The organism is Pedobacter psychrodurus, from assembly GCF_032678585.1.
Taxonomy (GTDB): Bacteria; Bacteroidota; Bacteroidia; order Sphingobacteriales; family Sphingobacteriaceae; genus Pedobacter; species Pedobacter psychrodurus_A.
The window spans coordinates 1-24879 of sequence record NZ_JAVTSN010000022.1; the positions used below are offsets into that span (position 1 = coordinate 1).

Sequence of the window (24879 nt, forward strand, 5' to 3'; positions counted from 1 at the left end):
ACGATTTCGTGAAGATATCCATCCCTTAATCAATGGCGGTATCTCACCCAATGCTATTACGTTAAGGTGAAAATCGAAAAAAACGTTGTCACCCTGAGCGTAGTTGAAGGGCATTTCTTTTATTCTAATGGTTGGTGTCACACCGACCATAAATTCAGATCACGCTTTTAACTGCACTTTTACAGCTCTTACCTTCTTCAATGCACCTAAAAGCGCTGATGACTGATCCAAAAGCATCGATGCACCACTCAAAAGCATCGACTCGCCACTCAAAAGCTCCGACGTTGAACCTAAAAGCATCGATTCGCCACTCAAAAGCATCGATGCACCACTCAAAAGCATCGATTCGCCACTCAAAAGCATCGACTCACCACTCAAAAGCTCCGACGTTGAACCTAAAAGCTCCGATGGCGAACCTAAAAGCATCGATGCACCACTCAAAAGCATCGACTCACCACTCAAAAGCATCGACTCGCCACTCAAAAGCTCCGATACCCAAGCTAAAAGCATCGACTCACCACTCAAAGGCATCAACTCACCACTCAAAAATATAAATGACAGACCTAAACATTTGTCCTCTGACCCCAATCGTTTGACCTCTAGGCCTAAATTTTTAAGCTAAAGCATATCTTTTAATAGCTTAGCGATATATTTTTACCTGTATATACGATTCTTATAATGCTAATGTTTATAAAGAATAACCCAGTCCCTCAAGTAATGTAGCACAATACCATTCCTGGCGCGGCAAATGGAAAGGCCCTTTAAATAAATTACCCTTTGCCCTCTGTGCCACTTTACCATCGCGGTGCAAATAACCATACCATTCGCCATTTTCCTGATCATGAAATTTACCATAAGCATAATCATGAATCATTTTATGCCAACGGGCATATTTTTCATCACCCGTTAAGGTATAAGCCAATAGTGTGGCAATAATGGTTTCGTTCTGCGGCCACCAAAACTTCATATCCTGCCAGTATTCCTGCACAGGTTTGTTGTACACATCTTTAAAGTATAAAATTCCACCATGCTCCTGGTCCCAACCGCGTTCCCACATATAATCGAGCATTTTACAACCCAATTTAATCAATTCGGGGTCGTTATTTCGATATTTTGCTTCGTGCAGGATAAACCAAGCACCTTCAATGGCATGACCTGGGTTTAAGGTCCTTCCATCAATATGATCAATGACAGCACCATCAGGAGCCACCTGTTCCATCACACACTGAATATCATCTTTCACAAAATCATTTTTAATTTCTTCAATCCAGGTCGAAATCCATTCGTCGCAACGCGGATCGCCGATGGTTTCTCTTAGCTGTTGCGCGGTATTCATCATAATCATAGGAACACCAATACCTTTCGATGGCCGGGTGTTGGTAAACTTTGGAGGCAGCAACCCAGGTGTGGTGGCATATTCGATACATTTTCCAAAGAGGTACCTGGCCTTTTCGGCCGCAGCTTCATCGCCACTTGCTTTTGCATAGGCTGCATTGGCAATTACAGCGAAAGTTTCAGAGAAGTAATAACGCCTTTTACGGATCGGTTGCCCATCGCGGGTAACATGAAAGAACATCTGCCCGTCGGTATCAAAACAATGACGGTTTAAAAAGTCGATTCCAGATTTTGCCCCCTCAAGCCATTCCTGTTTAGGTTCGACGGTATTATAAAGGGTGGATAATAACCATGCAGCCCGGCCCTGTATCCAAACGGCCTTATCATCATCGATCAAACTCCCGTCCTGATCGCGCATCAGCAGATAACCGCCATACTCCTGATCAACCGATCTCGGAAACCAAAATGGAACGGTATCATTTAACAACTGGTTTTTATAAAATGAAGCAAGTTTTTTCAGTTCTTCGTTCGTATAACTCATATCGGTTTAATTTGTAGAAATAGAAAATGTGGAAGCCGGTAGTTTGGCTTCATTAATTAAATTGGCTCTTGTAAAGGCTTGCCAGGCATATAAAACCCGAATTATTTTTAATTGCTTCGGAACAGTTAAATGCACTTCCTTATTAAAAATAGTGGCTTTAACAGTTAGGTGCTTTCCCCGATCATCCTCCACTTCAAAACCTTTCAATGTTGCTCCGTCAGCAGTCATTAGTTTTTGAACATGACTAAAAGTTACCGTAATGATATTCTGTTTCCGCGTTGCCTTTACAGCCACAGGGCCATCGACCTGGATATTTTGATGATAGGTATTTTTCAGGGCCAGTAAAGCCAGGCGTTCACCAACTTCTTTTTTATGGATGGGATGAACATTAAGCGAATCGCCCAGATCGGAACTTACTGCCATGCCCGAATTGGGAATAACAGCCTGCAGTTTCCGTTGGGCATCTCTAAAATAAGGCCATGAAGCCCGGTCGATGGAGGAGAGCTGAACGTAATAAAAAGGAAAATTATGCTGCCATTTCTCTCTCCAGCTTTTAACCAGCAACGGAAATTCGTGGGTAAAGAGTTCAACATTGTGTGCATTGCTCTCTCCCTGATACCAGATTACCCCTTTAATCGGAAAGTCGGTCAAATTTGAAATCCCAGCTTCATAATTGTATGCAGGTTCGTAAGGATGGCGCTGTTTTGGATTGATTGCATTTTTAAGGTTCACATCTGCCCTGCCACGTACCCAATCCTGAATGAAATCTGATTTCCGCCAGTTGCCTAACAGATCAACTAGCAGGTTATTATGCTCCAATGTTTTGCGGTCTATCCACGATTCGAGCGTTGAACCACCAACAGCCATTTGAATCAGGCCAATTGGGATTTTTGTGTTTGAGGCGACCTTTTCTCCGAAATAATAAGCTACCGCTGAAAAATCACCAACAGTATTTGCATCTGCTTTCGCCCAGCTACCAGAGAAATAATTGAGTGCATTGATCTCGTTTAATGTTTTTTCATCCCAGCTGATGTTATCGGTTTCTGCCAATAAATTATACTTCAACAAGCGGATGGGACGATTTTTGTTTAAATGATTTAAAGTAGCTTGAGCAGTAGCCGACGATTTCAAAGGAAAGGCCATATTCGACTGCCCTGAACATAACCACACATCACCGATCATCACATCTTTTAACAAAATGCGATGTTGACCTGATTTAACTTTAACAGTATAAGGTCCGCCGAATTTCATCGGTTTAAAAAGTACTTTCCATTGGCCATTGCGATCGGTTATGCCATGTTGTGTAATCTGGTTAAACTCAACTGCTACCTCATCGCCTGCATTGGCTGAACCATAAATAGAAATGGGTTGATCCCGTTGCAAAACCATGTGGTCGGCAAACAAGGCATTCAGTTTAAAACCACCAAAATCCCCTATGATATGGCCATAAACAGTTTTGGCTATGATCCCTGCACCTGTAATATCAGGATGCAGGTTATCGGCAAAAAGCTCAGGGCGGTTATTCAAGGCCTTGTTAAGATCTATAAGTTCAAACCGATTCACTTTTGCAACCTGTTCAATTTTATGCTGGATCTGCCAGTACCAATCGCGCGTACCGGATTTGAACCTTGGATGACCGCTAAAAATTGGGCTGAGCTTGCAGATGTAAATTTTAAGCTTAGGGTTTCCTTCTTTTAAACGCTCGATGAGCCATTGGTAATCTGCCTGAAATTCGTCCTTATAATTCGGCCAGTTCCTTGGGTCGGTATCATTTAAACCAAGGTGAATGATGGCAATATCAGCACGGAAGTTTAATGCATCGTTAAATGCTTTGGTTTTATAATATGGGTTGTGCCCATTTTTTAAAAGCGTGGCTCCACTGTGTCCAAAATTCCCCACCAGGTATCGATCGCCCAATAATTGCTGCAACTGCGCAGGATAAGCTTGTTGTTGTGGATTGGCCAATAAATAACCTGCCGTAACCGAGTTTCCGATACAGGCAATTTTTATTTTTTGCGCATAGCCACTGCTACAGGTCGAAAAGACCAGCGCTATGATGAATCCTAAAAAAGCTTTCATTGAGATTTATTTTACAATTTCGCTCACTGGAATACGTACAAAATATAAGTCTTTCCAGCCTTCATAAAAGAAGCCAATGGTATGGTCATCGATTTTAGTTAAGGAAGAATATCCAAAAAACTTTCTATCATCTACCAACAGTTCGTTTTTGCTGTTCCAGCTTTCGCCAAGATCTAAACTTGCCTTTATGGTTAAATTATAACGGTTGGCCTGAGTGTTATTGTTACCGAAAAATACCACCTCTTTTTGTTTGCCTTTTACCAGCACATTGGCCTTGATAAAGCTGGCCATACAAATTGGATCTTGCAGGGCATTGTAAGATGTATGGTGTTCTGTCCAGGTTTTACCCAGGTCATTTGTTGTAGCTACACTTCTAAAACTGCCACGGTTATCGCGCATGTTCAGCATTAAAACGCCTGGCGTGGTTTCAATGATCTGGCTTTCGGTGGTGTTTGGTTTGGGCCCATCTTCTGTTGTCCAGGTTAATCCATGATCGTTACTGTACACTAGCGTAGAATAGGGCATTGCATTTTCATCCCAATATTGGGCGGCAAAAACCAGTTTACCATCGGCCATGGCGATACCGCTGCCAGGGCCATTAAAGAAAAGGTTCCAGGCAGGATCTTTGGTATTTTTAGTGATGCTTTTCGGTGCCGACCAGGTTAACCCATCATCGCCACTGCTCACCAGCACCAGCTGGCCGGTAACATCTTCAGATAAACCGGGCTTTGACCCAGCAATAGAGCGGTTTCCCTTGCTCCACAATGCCGCCACCCAGATTTTCTTGGTAACAGGATCAAAAAGCACTGCTGGATCACCCACGCCATTATTTTCATTCGGTTCGCCCATATCCATAATCACCTTCATTGGTTGCCAGCTTTTACCACCATCGGTACTTCTGCTCATACCTACATCGATATTGCCGGGTAGGTCTCCCGAATTTTTATACCGCACATCGTAAACGGTAATCAGCGATCCTTTATCCGTGGTCGCAATTCCAGGGATCCTAAAAGTATTGATACCATTCTCACCAGCCTTTTTTACCGCAATGCCCAATCTTTTAACAAAACCCTGTCCCACTTCTACAATAGCATATTTTTTAGCATTGGCATCTTCGATTTGATTGACATGAAATTCAATTTTAGAATCGATATCGGCCTGATCTTTAAGTTTAGCACTAAACCAGATATAATGCATACCCGGCTTAAGTTTTACATTGAGATCAAAGCTTTGGCTCACCATGGTAGGATTAACCGTAGTCAATTTATTTTTTGCAGCAAAAAGTGGCTCCTGATCGGTAAAATATACATCAATTTTATCAATCGATTGAAGTGCCGCAGGACTAAGCTTAGCGGTTATCTTTTTGAATGAGATTTCTTTTTCTCCTGCTGGAACATAAATCAGCACGCGTAAAAGCGGATTCGATTCTAATCCTTTTAAAACCGGAACAACTGGCGAGGAAGCAGTTATGCTTATTCCTTTTAACGGATTAGCTTTTAATGCAAATGAAGCGAGTACAAGCAGTAAACTTAAACCTGCTCTTATATTAATATGTTTCATGTTGTTTTCTTTTGTTTTAAGCATCTCCAAAATCATTAAATTTAGGACGCAGGAAATAAAGTTGAATCATCAGGGCGATAAAAACGATAATGGATAACATGGCGAAATCTTTGCCCAAACTCCCCGAATCAGTAGATTTACCCAATAAATCGGTAATAAAGGCCCCTGCAAAAACCCCGGTCATATTCATTACACCATAAGCAGTAGCCCTGTATTTTGAAGATACAAACTGGCAAAGGATAGGCATATTATTGGCATCGAACATCCCATAACCGAAGCCAAAACAAAAGGCCGCCCCGATGATATTGAACAGCGAATGGCCAAAACCAATAAGCAGTAAAGACGGAATGGTTAAACCTAAACCAATAGCACTGGTATAAATACGCCCCTTAATGTTCTTCTGTACCCACCTATCAGACAAAATACCACCAAAAATTACCCCTAAAAAGGAAGAGGCAGCAATGGTGATGGTCGAAATTGGTCCGGCTTGTGCCATATCAATGCCTAAATTATTGGCAAACAAGGTTGGGAGCCAGTTCTTGGTTGCCCAGCCCGGTAAGCTGGGAATGGCAAAATAAATCAGGATTACCCAGAAAGATATGTTACTGAACAAAAGTGCCAAACCTTTAAAAAGAGAAGGCTTTATTTGAACAGACTCTTTCTCTGATAATTCGATATTCTTCTTTTCCCGTAAAAAAAATACCAGAACCATGGCATAAACAATGCCTACAAAACCAAAAGAATGAAAAGTGGCTTGCCACGAAAATTTAGAAGCAATGGTTGCCCCAAAACCGCCCAAAGCCTGCCCCATGTAAAGGCCAGTCATGTGAATACCGATCGCGATAGACCTCGTTTTCGAACTGTGGTAATCGGCAATCAACGATAAACCCGCAGGGATATACAATGCCTCGCTAACCCCCATTAATGCCCTTAACCAGTAAATCTGGTTAAAAGTTGTGGCATAACCCATTAAAAAAGTAACCAGCGACCACACCAGTAAACTACCTACAATAAGCCATTTCCGGTTTAATTTATCGGCAATAATTCCTGAAACAGGGCTCATCAAACCATATATCCACAGAAAGATGGCCATCAGGTAACCAAAATTGGTGGCCGATTTTAACTCGGCAATATCCATTTGCATGGCGGGTTTCATGGTCGAAAGCATTTGGCGGTCCATATAATTCAACAGCGCCACAAACCAAAGCAGGCCAACCACAACCCATGCATATTTTTTTTCGCTCATTTGTTTGATTTTAATTTCCCCAACAAAATATTGGGCGTTCTTACTCCTGCTTTAATTTCTCCCCCAGCAATTATGATTTCGTTTTCTAATCGCACCGCATTGGTAGTAACCGTTCCATAAGGCATCGATCCTTTTAAAGTTGACCAGGTATTCTTTTCGAAACTGTATTTCAAAACAGATTTACTAAAACCAGGGTGATTGGATTGCAGTTTAATTTTCTGTTGACTTAATTGCTCTTTTTTAATAGAATCTTGTTCCTTGTCGATTGCAGCAATCAGTTTCTCTGCCTGATGAAAGGTTTCGCCCAGATCACCACTAAAAACAAAAAGATCCTTTCCAATTGTAATTCCCGAAGCAGCAGACAGCGTGTAAGGCAAAGATGCTTTTGCCCGCCAAGTTTGCTCTTCCAGGTTAAAAGCAAATACATTTTTGTAAAGTGTACTGGTATCACCAGGGTTTCTTTTTCTACCGCCAACCAGGAAAATTTCCCTGCTATTTTCAGAATGTAGCAACACGGTGTGGGAAACAGCCTGTGGCAGATTGATCATTCTTTTCCATCCCTCCTGCCGTTTTTTTAGATCCAGCGATAAAAACTGATCTGTTGCTCCGCTTTCTACTTCACCACCTGCCAGGTAAATTACATCACCCAGTATGGTTAAAGCACCATTGGTTAAGCCAGTCGGCAGATCAGGCAGAAAATTAATTTCCATTTCATTCGCTTTCGGGCTTAGGAGTAAAACCTTTTTACTCAATCCGTTTTCGTTTTCGCCACCAGCAGCAACAATTCCGTAAGGTGTACTGCAAACCGCACTATATGCCAGGTTAAAAGGTAACTTTAAATTCTTTTCTGTAGATATTAAAAGTAAGCCGCTATTGGTTTTCTGGTATAAAAAAACATCATCGTAATATTTCTTTTTTCCACCGTTCCATGGCATTTCATTTGGAAAATTGGTACCACCGGCAATAAGTAAAATGTGATGATCAACATCCGAAATTGCACCAGCCAAACCTTTAGCTGTTGTTTGCCCTGGCGCAGGTGGTATTGTTGCGGCTATGTTCCAGTCGATATTTTTAACATGCTGGTACTGCGCCGATAATTCTGGAGATAGGATAGATGTAAGCAAGAAAGTAAGGTATAAAATAAAGTTTTTCATTAATATTTAATTTGGGCACAAATAAAGATAACCATTACCTGGTGCTTTCAATCCATCAAGTTACTCCGCCCAGTTAAACATCAATAACCACGGAAACAAAGGATACACACACCTGCCCAGCCGTTCAGGCGGAGATACGGAAATCCGTATTTAGCTGTGGCTATCTGTGGTTAAAGAACCCTTCGATTTAAAAGTCTGAAAATCTAACTTTTCAACATCTGTTTTAAAGTGCATGAAAGCAGTTTGATCCATATTTTTAACAGGAAGCCTAAACTCACCACAATCTAAACCGATCAGTTTCATGTAGGCTTTACCGGTTGCAATACCACCATACTTACCTAATAAACGGATAAAATCGATTGATTTCTGCTGCAGGGCTGTTGCTGTTTTCAGGTCGTTCTGCTCAAAAGCTTCAATTAACTGGTTGTATAATGGAGTGAGGTAATTAAAAGTACTTCCTACAGCACCTTTTGAGCCTAAAACCAATGCAGAAAGCATATTTTCGTCGCGCCCCCAAAGCATATCATATTTATTGTCTCTGAAACTCATACAGGATAGAAAATCCATAAAATCCTCATGTGTATATTTCACCCCTGCGAAATTTGGAATTTTACCATCAACAGCTTGTAGCAAATCGATCATACTCAGGTTAGCACCTGTTAAAACCGGAATGTGGTAATAATAAAAAGGCATTTCGGGTACCTCAGCAGCAATTTCGGCGCACATTTCGGCCAAAACAGCAACACTCGACGGTTTAAAATAAGATGGTGCAGTAAATGATACCCCATATAATCCAATCTCGGCGGCATGTTTAGCAAGTACCTTGCAATCGGCCAGGCAGGTACCGCCAAGTAAAGTCATTACTTTAAATTCTGTATCGTTTTTACTTGCCACTGCCCATGCTTCGGCAACTTCCATTTTTTCATCTCGGGTAAGGGAAACCCCCTCTCCTGTTGAGCCACAGATAAAGGCACCTGTAACACCATTCTGTTTTAAAAAGGCGTAGTACTTTGGAATCAACCGGAGGTTTAGTGTTCCATCCTGATGAAACGGCGTAAATGGCGCGGCAATAAGCCCTTGTAATTTAGTATTTTGCATATTGTATAGTATAGTTTAACATGGTAATATTAATAAACGCGATCAAATCCTCATAGGAATCGCCATCCGGTTTAAAAAGCAGGATATCCTGGATTTTGGACAAGCGCTCTGTTATTGGTAAGCGTACTCCGATCTAAGGGCCACAATAATTTGTAAGACGTGGCTGCGGTAACCGGTGTATACTCGTAAACAAAACTATCGCCCATGCGCCTTAAATCGTACCAGCGTTTGCCTTCTCCAATAAATTCGAAAAAACGTTCTTTTAAAATGGATTCATTGGCATTTACATCTATTGTTTGATTTGGATAACCCAAAGTAGCCACATTATAATTTACACCATAAGCTCTGGCCCGAACCAAATTAATTTCGGCAACCGGACTTTCGCCCAATATTACTTTTACCTCTGCCAATAAAAGCAGTAAGTCTGAATACCTGTAAATGATGAAATCGTTGGTATATGCCCTGTTACCTGCATTTTGCTCCCCCTGATATTTTTTAAGGAAAGCACCCGCAATGACATAAGCACCAGCTGTATTTTTTGTATAGGCTGCTTGAATGGATAGGTTTTTTCGAAGATCGAGGTTATTAAACTTTCGGTAAGTGGCAATTTTTATAGGCGCCCTTAATAAACCACCATAATTATCGGTAGCCACATCAAATTTACGGTTGCCTACTGAATCGTAAAAATTAACGATTAAGCCTGTTTGAGGCACATAATTACCAATAAAACCCAGTGTTGCCTCATCTAATTTGTTTTTAGAGGAAAATATAATTTCGTTATTATCCTTATTGGTAGTGGAGAAAACATCTGCAAAATTCGGCAATAGCGACAGCGTAACATTTGCCTGAATGTCGGTTAATGCGGTTTTAGCAGTTGTAGCATCGGCAACACCACCGCTCCTCTGTGCGTTCCATAAGTAAACTTCGGCTTTTAACATCTGCGTGGCGGCTTTAGACCAAAATCCTTTTTTATTTTTAGTGTCGAAGGCATAACTCGTTCCGAAATTTGAATTGGAAAGATCAATATCAGCTTTGATCAAAGCCATTACATCAACTTCGCTTGAGGCGGCTTTGGCCAGGTTAGATACATCAACCGATGTGGTAGGCTCGGTTTGGATAATGGTTTTGCCCCAGGTTCTGTACATCTGGAAATAATAGAAAGCACGTAAACCATAAGCCATACCCAGATAATTTTTCTTTTTGGCATCTGGTAAAATGCTACTTTCGTTCAATTTCTGAATCAACAGATTAATCTGATTGATATTGGTATAGAAACCTCCAAAGCCACTTACACCCGAATTGTCGGCATCAAGTGTTTGCAACCACATCCGTTCTAAACCTTGCGTTGCCTCGCCTGTAAAAGTGGCCGTAGAGCCAGGATCGGTACCGAAAATATCCGAACGTAATTCCCCCAAATATTGGAAGTTGGCATTATGACTTCTAAAACGGGTATATACACCGTTCACAAAAGCATCAAACTGATCGGCGGTTTGCCAATAACTTGCATCGCTTAAACTACTTACCGGACTTAAGTCCAGTTCATTTTTACATCCGGTAAAGATTAAGCCAAACAGGCTCAACATTACTACTATATTTCTAAATATCGTTTTCATCTTTGATCATTTTGTTGTTAAAAACCTACCTGAAGCCCCATGATAAAGGTGCGTGGTGTTGGGTATGTTCCCGAATAAATCCCTGTAATAGTAGTTCCTGATACAGGCGGCTCAGGCGATGGGCCTGAGAATTTGGTGATGTACAATAGGTTGCTTCCCGTTACGTAAATCCTTGCATTGTTAAAGAATTTCGATTTTTGCAAAAGTCCTTTAGGCAGATCGTAAGAAAGCGTGATCTCTCTAAGGCATAAGTAATCACCTTTTTCGTAAAAACGTGAGTTGTTTCCGTTCAATACCGAATTTCCATTGTTGGCGCGGGTATAATTTTGCTTAGAACCTGCAACCTGATCGGCATAGTAAACTTTTGGAATATCGGTATCGGTATTGGTTGGCGACCAGGCCTGGGCCTGTAAATCGATATAATTAAATGTACCCTGATAATTACCCAATGTACGGGCCACTAAATCATTGTAAATGGTGTGTCCAAGGGCGAAATCCCATCTGTTGTAAAAGCCAAAGCCTTTATAACTAGCGTTAAAATTAAAACCACCTGTCCATTTTGGGTAAATATTGCCTAAATACACCTGATCTCTCGAATCGATTATATTATCACCATTTACATCTTCCCAGTTCACATCACCCGCAGTAATCCTTCCGTTGGCTCCGGCAGCTAAATTAGGACCAGTTACACCGGCAATGGCATCGGTTCTATTGCCCGCTACCGCAGCAACTTCCGCAGCATCTTTAAAAATGGAAACCTGTTTGTAACCGTATATGTTGCCCAATGGTTGACCTTCCTGTATACCACCAACCCAAATTACCTTACCCGATGCAGGATCGTAAATCTGTAAACCTCCTTGTCTGTTGTTCTCGTTTCCGTTGAAAGGTAATTTCAGGATTTTGTTTTTCACAAATGAGGCATTGGCTCCAGCGTTAAATTTGAAACCGCCTTTGTCAATGATTTTTGCATCAATGCCAATTTCTACACCTTTGTTTTGAAAGGTACCCAGGTTGGTTCTAAAACTCGAGAAGCCGGTATAACTTGGCAGATCTAGATTGGTTAAAAGATCACTGGTTTTACGGTCATAATAATCAAAAATCACCGTAATGCGGTCTTTGAATAATCCCATATCTAAACCCAGGTCGGTGGTTTTACTTTTTTCCCATCTTAAATCGCTGTTGATAATACCTGTATTCAAGAAACCTGCGCTGCCGTTGTAATTCCCCTGTAAACTGTAAACTCCCTGGGTTTCATAGCGACCTAAACCGGCAATATTTCCATTCTGGCCATAACTGATCCTTGGTTTAAGACTCGAAATAATTTGACTGATTTTTGAGTTTTTGAAAAATTCTTCACGGTGTACATTCCATCCTGCAGAAAGGCCTGGGAAGATGCCATTTCTATTTTCGCTGGCCAAACTAGATGCCCCATCCAATCTAAATACGGCCGTAAACAGGTATTTCTGATCGAAATCGTAGGCAAAACGGCTAAAAGCCGATAAAATCTTATATGCTGTACGAGTGGTAAAATTGCTACCCGCAGCAAAAGTTGTAGAAGCATTTGCCGTAGGAATATCATCCGTTGGTGCGTTCTGCCCCAACACCTGAGAGGCATAAGATTTTACATCAAAATACTCTGCACCGCCCATTACGTTAAAATTGTGTTTGCCAAAACTTTTGCTGTAGTTTAATATACCATTAAACTGCGTTTGGAAATCCCTGCCAAAAGCACTAGTCGAGCTTCTGGTAGTACTACTACCCGAATTGGCAAAGATCTGGGCATAAGTTTGTGTAGATTTTTGAAAAGACTGATCCAATGTTTCGAAAAGATAGGCATTACCCGTTGCCTTGAAATAAAGCCCTGGAATAATGTCCCATTTCACAGCCGCGTTGGCTATAATCCTGTTTACCTCATTTGATCTGTCCAGCCTGCCTAACCAATACAAAGGGTTACCATCACTTGCACTGTTTCCTGGATTCGCTACTGTTTTGGCCTCATCAATCCATGGATTAAAAGTCGGCCAGATGGCTAAACTTCTGTACAAAGTATTTACTTCGCCCCCAATTGTACCTAATTGTGAAGAAGTGGATAAGGTTACACCCGAGCTGATCTCAACATTTGGTTTAATTTTATATGATCCGTTAATATCGCCCGTGTATCTTTTATATTTCGATCCTACAATTACACCATCTTCATTGTAAGCATCAAAGGCTGCAAAATATTTCCCTTTGTCGTTTCCACCACTCGCACTTACATAATGATCTTTGGTATAGGTATTCTGAAAAACCAGATCTTCAACTTCACCGCCATGGTCTTTATACATAATCTGACCTCCGTAAGGATCGTTTACCAGTTGCCAACCACTTGGCAGCACGGTAGTTCCCGGAATAAAGGTTTTGATATCGAAACTGGCCAGGTCTGCTGCGTTGGTCGAAAGTCCCAAACCTCTTGAACCATTGGCCTGAGCTAAAGTTCTACCTGCATTTAAATAACCTAAGCGTGTATAATAGATATAGTCGCCAGCCCCCATGTACTGGTATCCTTTTCGTTCCTGGTTGTAACCACCTGTAAATTTGTACGAAATCTGCGCGCTGCCTGCTTTACCGGTTTTAGTAGTGACCAATATTACCCCATTGTTTGCCCTCGCGCCGTAAATAGCAGTTGCAGAGGCATCTTTTAGGGTTTCTATCGATTCGATATTTTCAGAAGAAATATCGTTTAAAGATCTGATTACCCCATCAACAATCACCAAAGGTGCGCCAGGACTGTTGATCGATGCTCCACCACGGAGCAGTATAGCGGGCGCCGCTCCTGGTTGTCCGGAAGCCGTAACCACCTGCAAACCGGGTACAGTGCCCTGCAATGCAGATGCCGCGTTTGATCTCGGAGTATTGGCCAATACATCTTTATCCAGTTTAGAAATGGAACTGGTTACACTACGCCTGCTCTGCGTACCATATCCCACTACTACTACCTCATCTAATCCTTTACTGTCTTCTAATAGCTTTACGTTAACCGAGGTCTGATCCTGGATGGTGATTTCCTGAGACAGATAACCGATCAGGCTAAAAATCAAAACTTCGCCTTTATTAACCTTGATGCTGTAAGTTCCCAACGGACTGGTTGAGGTTCCGTTTTTTGTGCCTTTAACCAATACAGTTGTGCTTGGAATTCCTTGTCCGGTTGCATCTGTAACTTTCCCACTGATGGTCTGTTGTGCAAATGCCGAGACTGTTGTCATCATTAATAAAAATGGCAAACAATGCTTGGTGAGTTTAAAGTAAATTTCTTTCATAATTTGGTTAATTGAATTTGTATTATGTTATACATAATAATACTAAGTACCGATTTATTTTAGTTATTTGCAAATAGTTTCAAAAAAAATTAAGCGAAAAATCAGTTGCTTAGCTTTATATTTGCCCGTAAGCTATTTAAAGACAGTTTATCAAGAAAAATAAATTATACATAATAATGGAAGGCATCAGTAATTTTAAACAAGTGGATACCAGTTCGTTGGTAGATCGTGTAGAAGATAAGCTTGTTCAACTTTTGCAGGAACGTAAGTTAAAGGTTGGGGATAGCATTCCTACAGAACTCGAACTTTGTGCTGCCCTGGGCGTGAGCAGAACAGTGGTACGCGAAGCGATGTTGAGGTTAAGGATGATGGGCCTGATTGAATCGAAAAAGAAAAAGGGAGCTGTAATTACCAGTCCTGATTTATTTGGCATTCTTTCCAAAAGTATGAACCCACATATTTTAGATCAGGGCACACTAAAAGAAATTTTCGAAATCAGATTGGTACTCGAAATTGGCATGGCTGATTTTTTATTCCAGCGTATTACAGCCAAAGACTTGAAAGAACTTCGAAATATCGTAGATAACGAACCCGAAGCTTCACAAGATCACCTGTTTAATATTGAGCACGAAATTGCTTTTCATGGAAAACTTTATGATATCACCGGAAATGAAACCTTAAGAAAATTCCAAAGCATGTTATTGCCGATATTCGATTTCGTACATAACAGTGGTCTACTAAAAAAACAAGGGCAACTCCATAAATTCGTATCGCATAAGGGTTTAGTTGATATTTTAGAAAACGGATCGCCCGAACTTTTCCGTAATGCCATGAGAAACCACCTGGAAAATCATTTTAACCGGTTGTTTGCTGAGGAAAAATAGTTTATTGGTTGATTTGTTTATGCCTTTATCCAAATCATCATTGCTGTAAACTGATTTTTTATTGATGAAGTATCCCTTATGACAGCTAAACCTAATGTCATTAATAGTCAATGGTAAATTAATCAGTTAAGTGCAACTACTTCGCTTTCGCAAAAGGGAAATTCTTATTCTCCACATGCTCCTTCAACATAATGCCATTCATTTTTTCAACGATAGCTGGATGAGCAGCCGAAACATCATTTTTCTCCTGCGGATCAGTTTCAAGATTATACAGTTTTAATTGCCCCTTTGGATCATTAAAAACTTTCTCCCTAATGGCTTTCCAATTCCCCATTCTTACTGCTTGTCTGCCACCATCTTCATGAAATTCCCAATATAAAAAATCGTGTGTTTGTTGTTTGCCCTTATTTAGCAAAAGTGGCACTAGGGAAACACCATCTGTTTTTTGCGGTAGCTTCGTGCTGGCTAAATCGGCAAAAGTGGGCAGAAAATCCCAAAAAGCGCCGATATAATCAGAAGTTTGTCCGCCTTTAACTTTTCCATTCCAGTTGATAATCAAGGGCTCACGGATTCCCCCTTCATTTAATTTTCTTTTTATACCTGTAAAGCCGCCGTTGCTGTTAAAAAAGGCCGGATCATTGCCACCTTCGGCGTGTGGACCGTTATCGCTTGCAAAAACAATCAGCGTATTCTTATCAAGACCCAGGGCTTTTAACTTAGCCACTACCTCACCCACGTAATTATCCAGTTTAGTTACCATAGCAGCATAAGCCGCGTGTGGGTAAGCCTGCGGTTGATAGCCATCGCCCACCCAGGTAGTTTTAACAGGCTTTGGCTGCTCGTTAAATTTCTTTTTATAATACTCGAAGGTTTTATCGCCCTCCGGCAACTGCAAGGCTGCATGTGGCAAGGTATAGGCCAGATACATAAAAAATGGCTTCGATTTATTTTCGACCATGAAATGAATTGCCTGTTCCTGGATCAGAGCTGGCGCATACTGTACCTGATTGCTATGTGTATTTTTCAATTCCACTTTTTGGGTGTTGTTCCATAAATGATCTGGAAAAAAATCATGCGATTGTCTTTGGCAGTTGTAGCCATAAAACTGATCAACCCCTTGTTTAACCGGGTCGCCTTCCGAGCCAGGATAACCCATGCCCCATTTGCCAAAAACGCCGGTTTTATAACCTGCCGACCTAAACATCTCTGGCATGATGAAAGCAGAATCAGGTAATGGAAGCTGTCCTTCAGGTTCAATTTCGTAATTTCCTCTTATTGGTGTGTGCCCCGTATGCAAACCAGTCATTAATGACGCTCTTGAAGGTGCACAAACACTTGTTCCTGCATAAAACTGTGTAAAACGGATCCCACCAGCAGCCAATTTATCAATATGAGGTGTTTCTATTTTTGTTTGTCCGTAACTGCCCAAATCGCCATAGCCCATATCATCTGCAAGAATGAAAATTACATTTGTTTTTTTCTGTGCGTTAACGGATAGTGCAATAATTGTAATTAGGAATAAAAGGCCGATTTTCTTCATGATTATGGAATAAAATATATTTGGTAACTTTAAGCAGAGCGACCAAAAATATAAATTACGATCTAATCTCTAGCCTTGCTATTTAATATTTTACATACAAATCTTAATGTATTTAACCAATCCATACCGCCCAATTATTCGTTTATTTACATATAAAAACACACCATGAAAATATTAATCGCATTATCATTTCTGTTAACTTTTGGCTTTTATGCCCATAGCCAGGAGCAAAACCACGCCAATAATCCATATTACTCGCGTACTGACACTAAAAAGTTAAAAGTCAAAAATTCGGAATGGAAAAAAATATTACCACCCGCTTTGTATGCCGTAGCCCGCGAGGCCAATACCGAACGCGCCTTTACAGGTAAATTATGGAATTCCACCTTAAAAGGAACCTATTACTGTGCCGTTTGTGGCAATGCCCTCTTTAAATCGGATGCCAAATTTGCCAGTGAGTGTGGTTGGCCAAGTTTCTTCGAAACCATCCGCAAGGGAAGTACCATTTATAAGGAAGATAACAGTTTGGGTATAGAGCGGATTGAGGTAGAATGCGGTCGTTGCAATTCGCATCTTGGCCATATCTTCGATGATGGCCCTGCACCTACGCATAAACGTTATTGCATGAATTCGATATCACTCGATTTTGAGCCCGATGGTTTTGCACAATAAAAAAAGCCTATAAAACAAAAAAGGCTTTCTTTACCATAAAGAAAGCCTTACTCAGAAAAACACCCTGTTAGCTTAGGATAATCTGGTAGTTTACATTTACTCTTTTCGGATAATTACTTTCCTCATTGTTTAAGGAAACAAATGCAGCATTACCATGAACTTCATTTTTCAATGCATGTTCATAATGCAACTGTATAGTTTCTTGATAATCGTGCTGAAAGGTTTTAGTTGTTTCGGCTAAAAGATTTCTGTCATTCAGGTTTTCTGGCAATAAAGTGATATCGCAGTTTCCTTCACTGATTTCTTTGACTAAGTATTTCATTTTTGGTTTTAAATCTTCGTTTCCTGTTTTATAAATAAGATTTCGAGAACGGTCAAAAATATGGTAAGTCTTTAGTTTGTATGTAATCTAAAAGTTAATTTTTTACTTAAAATGATGTATCAATTTATATGCAGAACGTATGTGTAACACCACGCGAAAAATAGCCCGATTTAGCGATTTAATTTAATCTACGCTGTTTAGGGTTTGGCGTTAAAATAATTGTTCATAAATACACTCTGAAACTTAATGGCATTTGCCCAGTAATCCCAGTTGTGTACCCCTGGCCTGGTTGTAAAATCGTGCGGTATATTGTTGTACAAAAGCTCATCATGTAAGCGTACATTCATTTTGTAGAAAAAATCTTCGGTACCACATTCGATGGCAATAGCAAGCGCGCCCGGTTTAATGCGGTTAATCATATCGATTACGCTGTTCTGCTTCCAGCGTTCAGGGAATTCGTCCTCCGTGCCTAATCTTTTCGATATATTCCACCCATTAGGGAAAGGTTTAATGTCTACCCCACCGCTCATGCTACCAACTGCACCATAAATATCCTGATGTTTAATGGCCAGATAAAGCGCACCATGGCCACCCATGCTTAAACCGGTAATGGCCCTGCCCTTTTTTTCGGCAATGGTTTTATAATGTTCATCAATATAACTCACCAACTCTTTGGATACATAGGTTTCGTATTTCCATTCGGGATCAACCGGACTATCAAAATACCAACTGGTTACATTGCCATCAGGGCATACAATGATAAACTGATACTGATCGGCCAGATCTTTAATACCAGGTACTTTCTTCACCCATTCGGCATAACTGCCACCAGCGCCATGAAGGAGGTAAAGCACCGGGAACGATTTTCCCGTTTTATAACTGTCGGGCTTAATTACCACCGCCTTGATATTTTTTTTCATCGATTTGCTATAGGTTAAAGCAGTATCAACTTCAGCGGCATTTACTATATTGGTAAATAAAAACAAACAGATGGCGACTAAAAAGCTATTTTTCATTGATAATTTTTAATGGATTTATAGTGCTAAGTTTATAAAATAACTCCACATTTTTGACCATTCTGGTGGATTGAAATAAAAAAGATACTTAAGCTATTTGGCTTATTCCTTCAACGAATAAATAAATTAAAACAATTTTGTTACATTATGGTTGTTGAACGATGAACCCACCGAAAAATGCTTAAAACTTACCCATTTTACATCAAGGCCCCTGTAATTCTTTTAGGACTGGTAATTACAGTATTTATGATGAGCGTATTAAGAGATATTCTTGTACCCTTAGCCTTTGCAGCGCTTATTGCCATCCTGCTTAACCCGCTTACCAACCGTTTCGAAAGGAAAATGCCAAGAATATTAAGCATTATCTTATCCATGCTGATCGGGATTATTGCAGTAATCGCTATACTTTACTTTCTGTCATCACAGGTTGCCCACTTTTTTGATGATCTGGATAGCATTAAGCAGAAGTTATCGCAGTTGCTGGAAGAAATAAGAACCTGGTTGCAAACTACTTTTGGCATTTCTACGCAAAAACAAATGCAAATGGTTAACGAGGCAGCAAATGGTAGTAAAGCATTAATCGGTCAAACCCTTAGTGGTTTGATGGGGGTTTTAAGCGTAGTTTTTCTGATCCCGGTGTATACCTTTTTGATTCTGCTGTATAAAACGCTGATCTTAAATTTTATCTACGAAGTATTTTCGGAAGAGAATAAACAAAAAGTTGCCGATATTTTGGGAGAAACCAAAGCAGCTATTCAAAGTTATATTATTGGTTTACTAATCGAAACATCGATTGTAGCGGTAATGAACTCCGCAGCATTGTTGATTCTTGGCGTACAAAATGCCATTCTGATCGGCGTTATTGGGGCAATATTAAACCTATTGCCTTATATCGGTGGGATTATAGCCATTGCATTACCTGTATTGATGGCTACCCTGACCAAAGACGGTTTTACCACTCAATTGTTAATTATAGGCGCTTATGCGCTGATCCAATTCATCGATAACAATATCCTGGTACCCCGAATTGTGTCGAGCAAGGTGCAAATCAATGCCCTTATTTCTATCGTTATCGTTTTAATGGGCGCAGCATTATGGGGCATTCCCGGTATGTTCCTTTCCATTCCATTTATTGCAGTACTGAAAATCATTTTTGACCGGATCGACGGACTTAAACCCTGGGGCAAATTACTGGGCGATAATATCCCAACCGAGCATATGGGTCAGGTGAAAAGGTTCAGAAGGAAGAAAAAGTTGTCGGCCAGCTAATTTTAATGTTTTTTCTTTTTTTGAAAACGAACAGGCAGTAGTGCTTCTGTAACAGCAGTCCCGTTATCCGCTAATTCCGATGAAGAATCGGAACCGCTGCTACCTGGTTTATTGAACAAAGGACTGTAGAAATTGGCACATAAACGCCCAGCCTGTCATCTTCTTACAGGCTAGGCCATATAGACCCGATTGGAATGGACGCGAAGCAAAATGGGAAGCGGGGAGAAACAATAATAGCTGTACTAAAACTGCTCTCCCATTTATGATTAAAAGCTTTAGGAATAAGAAAAAGCCCGCCATGCAGACTGGCCTTAATGAACCGAAAAGATTATTTCTTTTTTAAAAAAGCCAATACACTGCTGGCATGTTCATCGCCTTTTAGCATCCCTTTAAACTTAAACACTACTTTTCCATCCAAATCAACAAGAAAGGTTTCGCGCCCTGTTAAAAACATCACGTCTTTAACGCCGAACATTTTTAATACCTTATTATCCGGATCACTTAAAAGGGTAAAAGGCAAATTGTGGTGTTTCTTAAAATCAGCATGGCTTTGTACCGTTCCGGAGTTGATACCGATAATGATGGCATCGGTTGATTTAAATTCTTCGTAGCTATCTCTAAATGCACAGGCTTCTTTAGTGCAAACACTACTCTCATCTTTGGGATAAAAATAGATGACCAGCTTTTTCTTTCCCAAATAGTCACTCACTTTAAAATCTTTACCACTATCGTCTTTCAGACTAAAAACAGGCACCTTACTTCCTACCTCAATACGTTGGTTTTTGGTTTCCTGGGCATAAATATTGAAATTTATTACGCTCAGCAATATAACAGCAAGACAAATCATCTTTCTTTTCCTCATTTTATATTTAGGTTTTACACCTACATACGTTGAATTTAAACAAACGGATGAAAATTTCCGGTTTTAATTCCCTAAGTTTTTTCTTTGAAGCATTGCCAATCGACTCTAAATTTTACTACTTTTGGTTTACGTTAATCTATATGAAACTGACCTCTTTTTTTTGCCTAACCTTATTGGTAACCACCTTAATTTCTAACAGCTTCGCCCAAAACAAGCTTCAATCTTCTTCTTTCATTACGTTTAATGGCTTTAGTACTAATACAGCCGAAAAGTTAGGGAAAAATGAACCTGTAACGGTTGCTTTTTTAGGCGGATCGATTACCAATATGGAAGGTTGGCGCGGCCTGGTATGCAGCTATCTGACCAAAACCTACGCTCAAACAAAATTTAAGTTCATTAACGCAGGTATCCCGTCATTGGGCAGTTTGCCACATGCTTTCCGTCTGCAACGCGATGTATTGGATAGCGGAAAAATAGACTTATTGTTTGTGGAATCAGCCGTAAATGATCATGCCAACCAAACTGCTGAGCAAACACAACGACGTGCATTAGAAGGTATCATCAGACACACGCTGAGCAAAAACCCAAAAACCGACATCGTATTAATGGCTTTTGCCGACGAAGATAAAAATGAAGATTTTAATACCGGCAAAATACCTGCGGAAGTAAAAGTGCACAGTGATTTGGCTGAATATTACCATTTACCTTTCATCAACCTTGCTTTAGAGGTAGATAAACGTATCGCAAATGGCGAGTTTACCTGGAAGGATGATTTTAAAAACCTCCACCCATCCCCTTTCGGTCAGCAGCTTTATTTCAATACCATCAAAACCTTTCTGGAAGAAAACCAGAAAAACACCAATAAAAAAGCCACAACAAGTTTGCCTAAAATCTTGGATAAATTTGCTTATACCAAAGGGCAATATGTGAGTATTAATGCCGCAACAAACTTAAATACCTTTAGCATCAATAAAAACTGGAAACCAACTGACGGCCTTGAAGCCAGACCAGGATTTGTAAATATCCCCATCTTAGAAAGCACTACAAGAAACAGCACTTTGGATCTGATTTTTAAAGGGAACGCAGTAGGCATTGCGATTTTATCGGGGGCCGACGCAGGTGCACTCCATTACCGTATTGATAATGGAGAAGAAAAAATGATCGATCTATACACCCAATGGAGCTCGAGCTTACATTTACCCTGGTACCTGTTACTCGGCGATCAGCTAGGCGGTGGTGAACACAAATTAAGTGTACGCATCAGCGAGATGCACAACCCAAAATCAACCGGTTATGCCTGCCGTATTGCTTACTTTTTGGTAAACGCCAACTAACCATTCAATTTTCAACATCTTTTTTTTTAATCTGGATTTGCAATGCAGATCTATTTCACTCTAGATTACAATCTTCGCGTAAAGCCAATTGCTTATTACACTTAATCGTTTTAGTTTAATCAAATTCCAATCAAACAATATCAACACTCATTTGCTTATATAACAAAATACATCTCATGAAAAACATCAAATTAATTATCCCTGCGCTTTTAGTATTGTTTTCGGCCTGCAGCGAGGCCACCAGAAATACGGCGAATAGCAAAAGCGAAAGCACAACGGAAAGTACTTCCAGCAAAAACGATTCGCTTGAAGTCAAATTAAAAATAAATGGCAATGTAGCCACTGGCGACCCATTATTGTTAAGGTTTGTGGTGTACAACAATACCGATAGCACGAAAAGTTTCTGTATCTGGCATACGCCATTCGAACCCTTAATGAGTAGTTATTTAAGCATTACCAACGAAAAGGGAGAAGAAGCACAGTACAAAGGTGCAATGGCCAAACGGGTAATGCCACCTCCTGCATCGAGTTATAGCAAAGTAAAGCCAGGTGATAGCCTCGTTGCCAATGCCGATTTACTTAAGGCCTACGATCTCAAAAAAGGAGCGAGTTATAAAGCAGTTTACACGGGTGGTAATATGAGTGGATTAGTGTCTAGAGATACCATTACCTTTATTTATACGGATCTACACTAGTATTTAACTTCGGATTAAATAACTGAATACTGCTCTAATTTTTAATCATCCCTGCTCAGTCGTTTGTATGAATGCACATAGATATTAAAATTAATGATCTGTGTGCATCCTTTCTATCTGTGGTTAATAATTTGCCTCGTAAACGAGTGTTATCCCCCCTTATTTTGTCGCATTTACACTTTCAGGGTTGTAAAAGTTCCCATAACTTTATTTAACAAAAATAAACAAAGAAAAACATGGAAAATACCACATCAATCACCGTAGAAACAACAGTAAATGCACCAGTAGAAAAAGTTTGGGAATTTTGGAACAATCCAGATCACATTACCAAATGGAGTTTTGCTTCACCAGAGTGGCATACCCCTTATTCGGAAAACGATTTAAAGGTTGGTGGCAAATTTAAAAGTACCATGGCTGCAAAAGATGGCAGCATGAGTTTCGATTTCGGTGGAACCTATACTACCGTTGAGACCAATAAAAAAATCGAATATAGCCTTGAAGATGGCAGAAAAGTAAGTATCGTTTTTGATGCACTAAGTGAGCAAACCAGGGTAACGGAAACCTTCGATGCCGAATCTACCCACTCTATCGAAATGCAGCGTGGTGGATGGCAGGCCATTTTAGATAATTTTAAAAGTTATACTGAACAAGGTTAATCATTTCCATCAACCCTTATAAGCGATAGCCTATAGCGTTTTTTCAATGGCTTATCATTTTTAACCACAGATGCACACAGATCAACACGGATTTATCTGTGTGCATCCTTTCTATCTGTGGTTAATGTATGTTTACCTTCGCCAAGGGCGTAATGGCATTGCTGTGAGGTTTAATTTTTTACATCATTACCTCATATAAAATTCCCTTAAGTAACAATTCGATTATTATTTGATTCGCATAATTATTGATTTGAACGGAATACTTTGATATTGCCGCCATAATTTACATTTGCCGTGTAAATTATACACTATGCATCGTATATCTTTATTTCATTTTTCACTATTATTATTTTTAAGTCTGTCTATCGGTGTAAGTGCACAAACGCTTAGTTTAAAGCAGGCTGTAAACACCGCATTAACAAATTATGGTACCATTAAGGCCAAGGATAATTATGCAAATGCATCAAAATCGGCTATCCAACAGGCCAGGAGAGAGTATCTTCCAAACTTCAGTTTAAGTGCCCAGCAAGATTATGGAACCATCAACGGTCAAAACGGTCCGCAATATGGTTTAGGTGGTTTGGGAACGGCTTCATCTGGTCCCGCTTTAGAGAAACAAAACTGGAATGCTGCATTTGGCGGACTTTATCTTGCCAATGTTAACTGGGATTTCTTCACTTTTGGAAAAATCAGAGACCGCATCAAAATTGCTGATGCTGCTTATCAAAGAGACAAAAACGACCTGGAGCAAGAAAAGTTCCAGCAAGAAATCCGTGTTTCTGCTGCTTATCTTAATTTATTGGCTGCTCAGCGTTTAACCAGATCGCAACAGAACAACCTCGATCGGGCTGTTACCTTTAAAAATACGGCGGTTATCAGAGCTAAAAACGGGTTAATTGCTGGAGTAGATTCGTCTTTTGCAAAAGCTGAAGTTTCGAACGCCAGAATTGCCTTAACAAAAGCGAAGGATCTGGAACAGGAGCAAGCCAATCGTTTGGGTGTTTTAATGGGCTTAACGGCAACATCATACCATGTGGATACCGCTTCGATTACACGGATCCCTAACAATCTGCTCGAAGATACCCTAATTAAAAGTTCGCATCCCCTGTTAAAGTTTTACCAGAACCGCGTGGATGTTAGTCAGCAACAGGTTAATTATTTCAAAAAATTATACTACCCAACATTTACCTTTTTCGGTGTCATGCAAGGCAGGGGTTCGGGTTTTAGCTCTGGTTATGCACTAGATCAGACCGCTTACTCTACCAGTTATGCAGATGGTATAAACCCTACCCGGGGAAACTATTTGATTGGCATAGGAATGACCTGGAACCTGTCAACCCTACTTAAAAACCGACCGCAAGTGCGTGCACAAGAATACATTAGCCAAGGGTTGAAAGAAGAATATAATCTGGTTGATCAACAATTGAAAGCCCAGTTGGCACTAGCCGAAACCAAACTCACCAATGCATTGGCCAATTATCGCGAAGCACCCATTCAGGTAAAAGCAGCATCGGATGCTTACCTGCAAAAAAACACGCTCTACAAAAATGGACTGACTACGCTGGTTGATTTAACACAAGCGCTTTTCACGTTAAATCGTGCCGAAACGGATCGGGATATTGCCTTTACCAATGTATGGCAAGCTTTGCTCTTAAAATCGGCAGCATTGGGCAATTACGACATATTTATCAACGAATTTTAATCTGG

20 protein-coding genes are annotated in these 24879 nt (G+C 40.3%); 7 read left to right on the plus strand and 13 right to left on the minus strand.

Translation table 11 applies throughout. The annotated features are described in order from the left end of the window. Positions 1-159: 159 nt before the first annotated feature. From R2S57_RS15340 to R2S57_RS15380, 9 genes are all read right to left on the minus strand, one after another. Positions 160-510, minus strand: coding sequence for a hypothetical protein (locus R2S57_RS15340; protein WP_316845836.1), 351 nt, complete (start codon positions 508-510; stop codon positions 160-162). A 178-nt stretch (positions 511-688) separates the two neighbouring features. Beyond that, the gene (locus tag R2S57_RS15345) at positions 689-1876 is read right to left on the minus strand and encodes an AGE family epimerase/isomerase (protein WP_316845837.1); all 1188 of its coding nucleotides are present in this window, start codon (positions 1874-1876) and stop codon (positions 689-691) included. Between the two features lie 6 nt (positions 1877-1882). After that, positions 1883-3955, minus strand: coding sequence for a GDSL-type esterase/lipase family protein (locus tag R2S57_RS15350; protein ID WP_316845838.1), 2073 nt, complete (start codon positions 3953-3955; stop codon positions 1883-1885). 6 nt (positions 3956-3961) lie between these two features. After that, positions 3962-5515 carry an exo-alpha-sialidase gene (locus R2S57_RS15355; protein WP_316845839.1) on the minus strand — a complete coding sequence of 518 codons (1554 nt, stop codon included), beginning with the start codon at positions 5513-5515 and terminating at the stop codon, positions 3962-3964. Positions 5516-5531: 16 nt separating this feature from the next. After that, positions 5532-6761: an MFS transporter gene (locus tag R2S57_RS15360; protein ID WP_316845840.1), complete on the minus strand. Its 1230-nt coding sequence runs from the start codon at positions 6759-6761 to the stop codon at positions 5532-5534. Then, positions 6758-7915 (minus strand): hypothetical protein, encoded by a 1158-nt coding sequence (locus tag R2S57_RS15365; protein ID WP_316845841.1) that lies wholly within the window; start codon positions 7913-7915, stop codon positions 6758-6760. The genes R2S57_RS15360 and R2S57_RS15365 overlap by 4 nt, the downstream gene beginning before the upstream one ends. Positions 7916-8065: 150 nt before the next feature. Further along, positions 8066-9013, minus strand: a complete 948-nt coding sequence (locus R2S57_RS15370) for a dihydrodipicolinate synthase family protein (protein WP_316845842.1) — start codon at positions 9011-9013, stop codon at positions 8066-8068. A gap of 71 nt (positions 9014-9084) precedes the next feature. After that, positions 9085-10626, minus strand: coding sequence for a SusD family outer membrane lipoprotein NanU (gene nanU / locus R2S57_RS15375; protein ID WP_316845843.1), 1542 nt, complete (start codon positions 10624-10626; stop codon positions 9085-9087). 17 nt (positions 10627-10643) lie between these two features. Next, positions 10644-13922, minus strand: a complete 3279-nt coding sequence (locus R2S57_RS15380; protein WP_316845844.1) for a TonB-dependent receptor — start codon at positions 13920-13922, stop codon at positions 10644-10646. A 176-nt stretch (positions 13923-14098) separates the two neighbouring features. On the opposite strand from R2S57_RS15380, the gene R2S57_RS15385 reads away from it, so the two are divergent. After that, positions 14099-14806: a FadR/GntR family transcriptional regulator gene (locus tag R2S57_RS15385; protein WP_316845845.1), complete on the plus strand. Its 708-nt coding sequence runs from the start codon at positions 14099-14101 to the stop codon at positions 14804-14806. A 136-nt stretch (positions 14807-14942) separates the two neighbouring features. Here the strand turns inward: R2S57_RS15385 and R2S57_RS15390 are convergent, their stop codons facing one another. After that, positions 14943-16346 (minus strand): arylsulfatase, encoded by a 1404-nt coding sequence (locus R2S57_RS15390; RefSeq protein WP_316845846.1) that lies wholly within the window; start codon positions 16344-16346, stop codon positions 14943-14945. A gap of 165 nt (positions 16347-16511) precedes the next feature. Here R2S57_RS15390 and msrB point away from each other — a divergent pair, with 165 nt between their 5' ends. Then, entirely contained in the window at positions 16512-17018 is a 507-nt protein-coding gene (gene msrB, locus R2S57_RS15395; protein ID WP_316845847.1) for a peptide-methionine (R)-S-oxide reductase MsrB, read from the plus strand. Positions 17019-17085: 67 nt separating this feature from the next. Here the strand turns inward: msrB and R2S57_RS15400 are convergent, their stop codons facing one another. Both R2S57_RS15400 and R2S57_RS15405 read right to left on the minus strand, forming a co-directional pair. Next, positions 17086-17340, minus strand: coding sequence for a hypothetical protein (locus R2S57_RS15400; RefSeq protein ID WP_316845848.1), 255 nt, complete (start codon positions 17338-17340; stop codon positions 17086-17088). Between the two features lie 197 nt (positions 17341-17537). Beyond that, on the minus strand, positions 17538-18356 hold the full coding sequence (locus R2S57_RS15405) for an alpha/beta hydrolase family protein (RefSeq protein ID WP_316845849.1): 819 nt from the start codon (positions 18354-18356) through the stop codon (positions 17538-17540). 177 nt (positions 18357-18533) lie between these two features. Here R2S57_RS15405 and R2S57_RS15410 point away from each other — a divergent pair, with 177 nt between their 5' ends. Continuing rightward, positions 18534-19625: an AI-2E family transporter gene (locus R2S57_RS15410; protein WP_316845850.1), complete on the plus strand. Its 1092-nt coding sequence runs from the start codon at positions 18534-18536 to the stop codon at positions 19623-19625. A 328-nt stretch (positions 19626-19953) separates the two neighbouring features. On the opposite strand, the gene R2S57_RS15415 is transcribed toward R2S57_RS15410, so the two are convergent. Continuing rightward, positions 19954-20487, minus strand: a complete 534-nt coding sequence (locus R2S57_RS15415) for a peroxiredoxin (protein WP_316845851.1) — start codon at positions 20485-20487, stop codon at positions 19954-19956. Between the two features lie 140 nt (positions 20488-20627). Here R2S57_RS15415 and R2S57_RS15420 point away from each other — a divergent pair, with 140 nt between their 5' ends. The 4 genes from R2S57_RS15420 (at position 20628) to R2S57_RS15435 (ending at position 24874) form a co-directional block, all read left to right on the plus strand. Continuing rightward, the gene (locus R2S57_RS15420) at positions 20628-21821 is read left to right on the plus strand and encodes an SGNH/GDSL hydrolase family protein (protein ID WP_316845852.1); all 1194 of its coding nucleotides are present in this window, start codon (positions 20628-20630) and stop codon (positions 21819-21821) included. Positions 21822-21997: 176 nt separating this feature from the next. Then, entirely contained in the window at positions 21998-22516 is a 519-nt protein-coding gene (locus R2S57_RS15425; protein ID WP_316845853.1) for a protease, read from the plus strand. A 236-nt stretch (positions 22517-22752) separates the two neighbouring features. Next, the gene (locus R2S57_RS15430; RefSeq protein ID WP_316845854.1) at positions 22753-23172 is read left to right on the plus strand and encodes an SRPBCC family protein; all 420 of its coding nucleotides are present in this window, start codon (positions 22753-22755) and stop codon (positions 23170-23172) included. A gap of 310 nt (positions 23173-23482) precedes the next feature. Beyond that, on the plus strand, positions 23483-24874 hold the full coding sequence (locus R2S57_RS15435; RefSeq protein WP_316845855.1) for a TolC family protein: 1392 nt from the start codon (positions 23483-23485) through the stop codon (positions 24872-24874). The last annotated feature ends 5 nt before the right edge of the window (positions 24875-24879 follow it).

Excerpts from the sequence above, each read along its gene's own strand:
- R2S57_RS15340 (WP_316845836.1), bottom strand. The coding sequence starts at position 510 with ATGCTTTTAGCTTGGGTATCGGAGCTTTTGAGTGGCGAGTCGATGCTT.
- R2S57_RS15345 (WP_316845837.1), bottom strand. The coding sequence starts at position 1,876 with ATGAGTTATACGAACGAAGAACTGAAAAAACTTGCTTCATTTTATAAA.
- R2S57_RS15350 (WP_316845838.1), bottom strand. The coding sequence starts at position 3,955 with ATGAAAGCTTTTTTAGGATTCATCATAGCGCTGGTCTTTTCGACCTGT.
- R2S57_RS15355 (WP_316845839.1), bottom strand. The coding sequence starts at position 5,515 with ATGAAACATATTAATATAAGAGCAGGTTTAAGTTTACTGCTTGTACTC.
- R2S57_RS15360 (WP_316845840.1), bottom strand. The coding sequence starts at position 6,761 with ATGAGCGAAAAAAAATATGCATGGGTTGTGGTTGGCCTGCTTTGGTTT.
- R2S57_RS15365 (WP_316845841.1), bottom strand. The coding sequence starts at position 7,915 with ATGAAAAACTTTATTTTATACCTTACTTTCTTGCTTACATCTATCCTA.
- R2S57_RS15370 (WP_316845842.1), bottom strand. The coding sequence starts at position 9,013 with ATGCAAAATACTAAATTACAAGGGCTTATTGCCGCGCCATTTACGCCG.
- nanU (WP_316845843.1), bottom strand. The coding sequence starts at position 10,626 with ATGAAAACGATATTTAGAAATATAGTAGTAATGTTGAGCCTGTTTGGC.
- R2S57_RS15380 (WP_316845844.1), bottom strand. The coding sequence starts at position 13,922 with ATGAAAGAAATTTACTTTAAACTCACCAAGCATTGTTTGCCATTTTTA.
- R2S57_RS15385 (WP_316845845.1), top strand. The coding sequence starts at position 14,099 with ATGGAAGGCATCAGTAATTTTAAACAAGTGGATACCAGTTCGTTGGTA.
- R2S57_RS15390 (WP_316845846.1), bottom strand. The coding sequence starts at position 16,346 with ATGAAGAAAATCGGCCTTTTATTCCTAATTACAATTATTGCACTATCC.
- msrB (WP_316845847.1), top strand. The coding sequence starts at position 16,512 with ATGAAAATATTAATCGCATTATCATTTCTGTTAACTTTTGGCTTTTAT.
- R2S57_RS15400 (WP_316845848.1), bottom strand. The coding sequence starts at position 17,340 with ATGAAATACTTAGTCAAAGAAATCAGTGAAGGAAACTGCGATATCACT.
- R2S57_RS15405 (WP_316845849.1), bottom strand. The coding sequence starts at position 18,356 with ATGAAAAATAGCTTTTTAGTCGCCATCTGTTTGTTTTTATTTACCAAT.
- R2S57_RS15410 (WP_316845850.1), top strand. The coding sequence starts at position 18,534 with ATGCTTAAAACTTACCCATTTTACATCAAGGCCCCTGTAATTCTTTTA.
- R2S57_RS15415 (WP_316845851.1), bottom strand. The coding sequence starts at position 20,487 with ATGAGGAAAAGAAAGATGATTTGTCTTGCTGTTATATTGCTGAGCGTA.
- R2S57_RS15420 (WP_316845852.1), top strand. The coding sequence starts at position 20,628 with ATGAAACTGACCTCTTTTTTTTGCCTAACCTTATTGGTAACCACCTTA.
- R2S57_RS15425 (WP_316845853.1), top strand. The coding sequence starts at position 21,998 with ATGAAAAACATCAAATTAATTATCCCTGCGCTTTTAGTATTGTTTTCG.
- R2S57_RS15430 (WP_316845854.1), top strand. The coding sequence starts at position 22,753 with ATGGAAAATACCACATCAATCACCGTAGAAACAACAGTAAATGCACCA.
- R2S57_RS15435 (WP_316845855.1), top strand. The coding sequence starts at position 23,483 with ATGCATCGTATATCTTTATTTCATTTTTCACTATTATTATTTTTAAGT.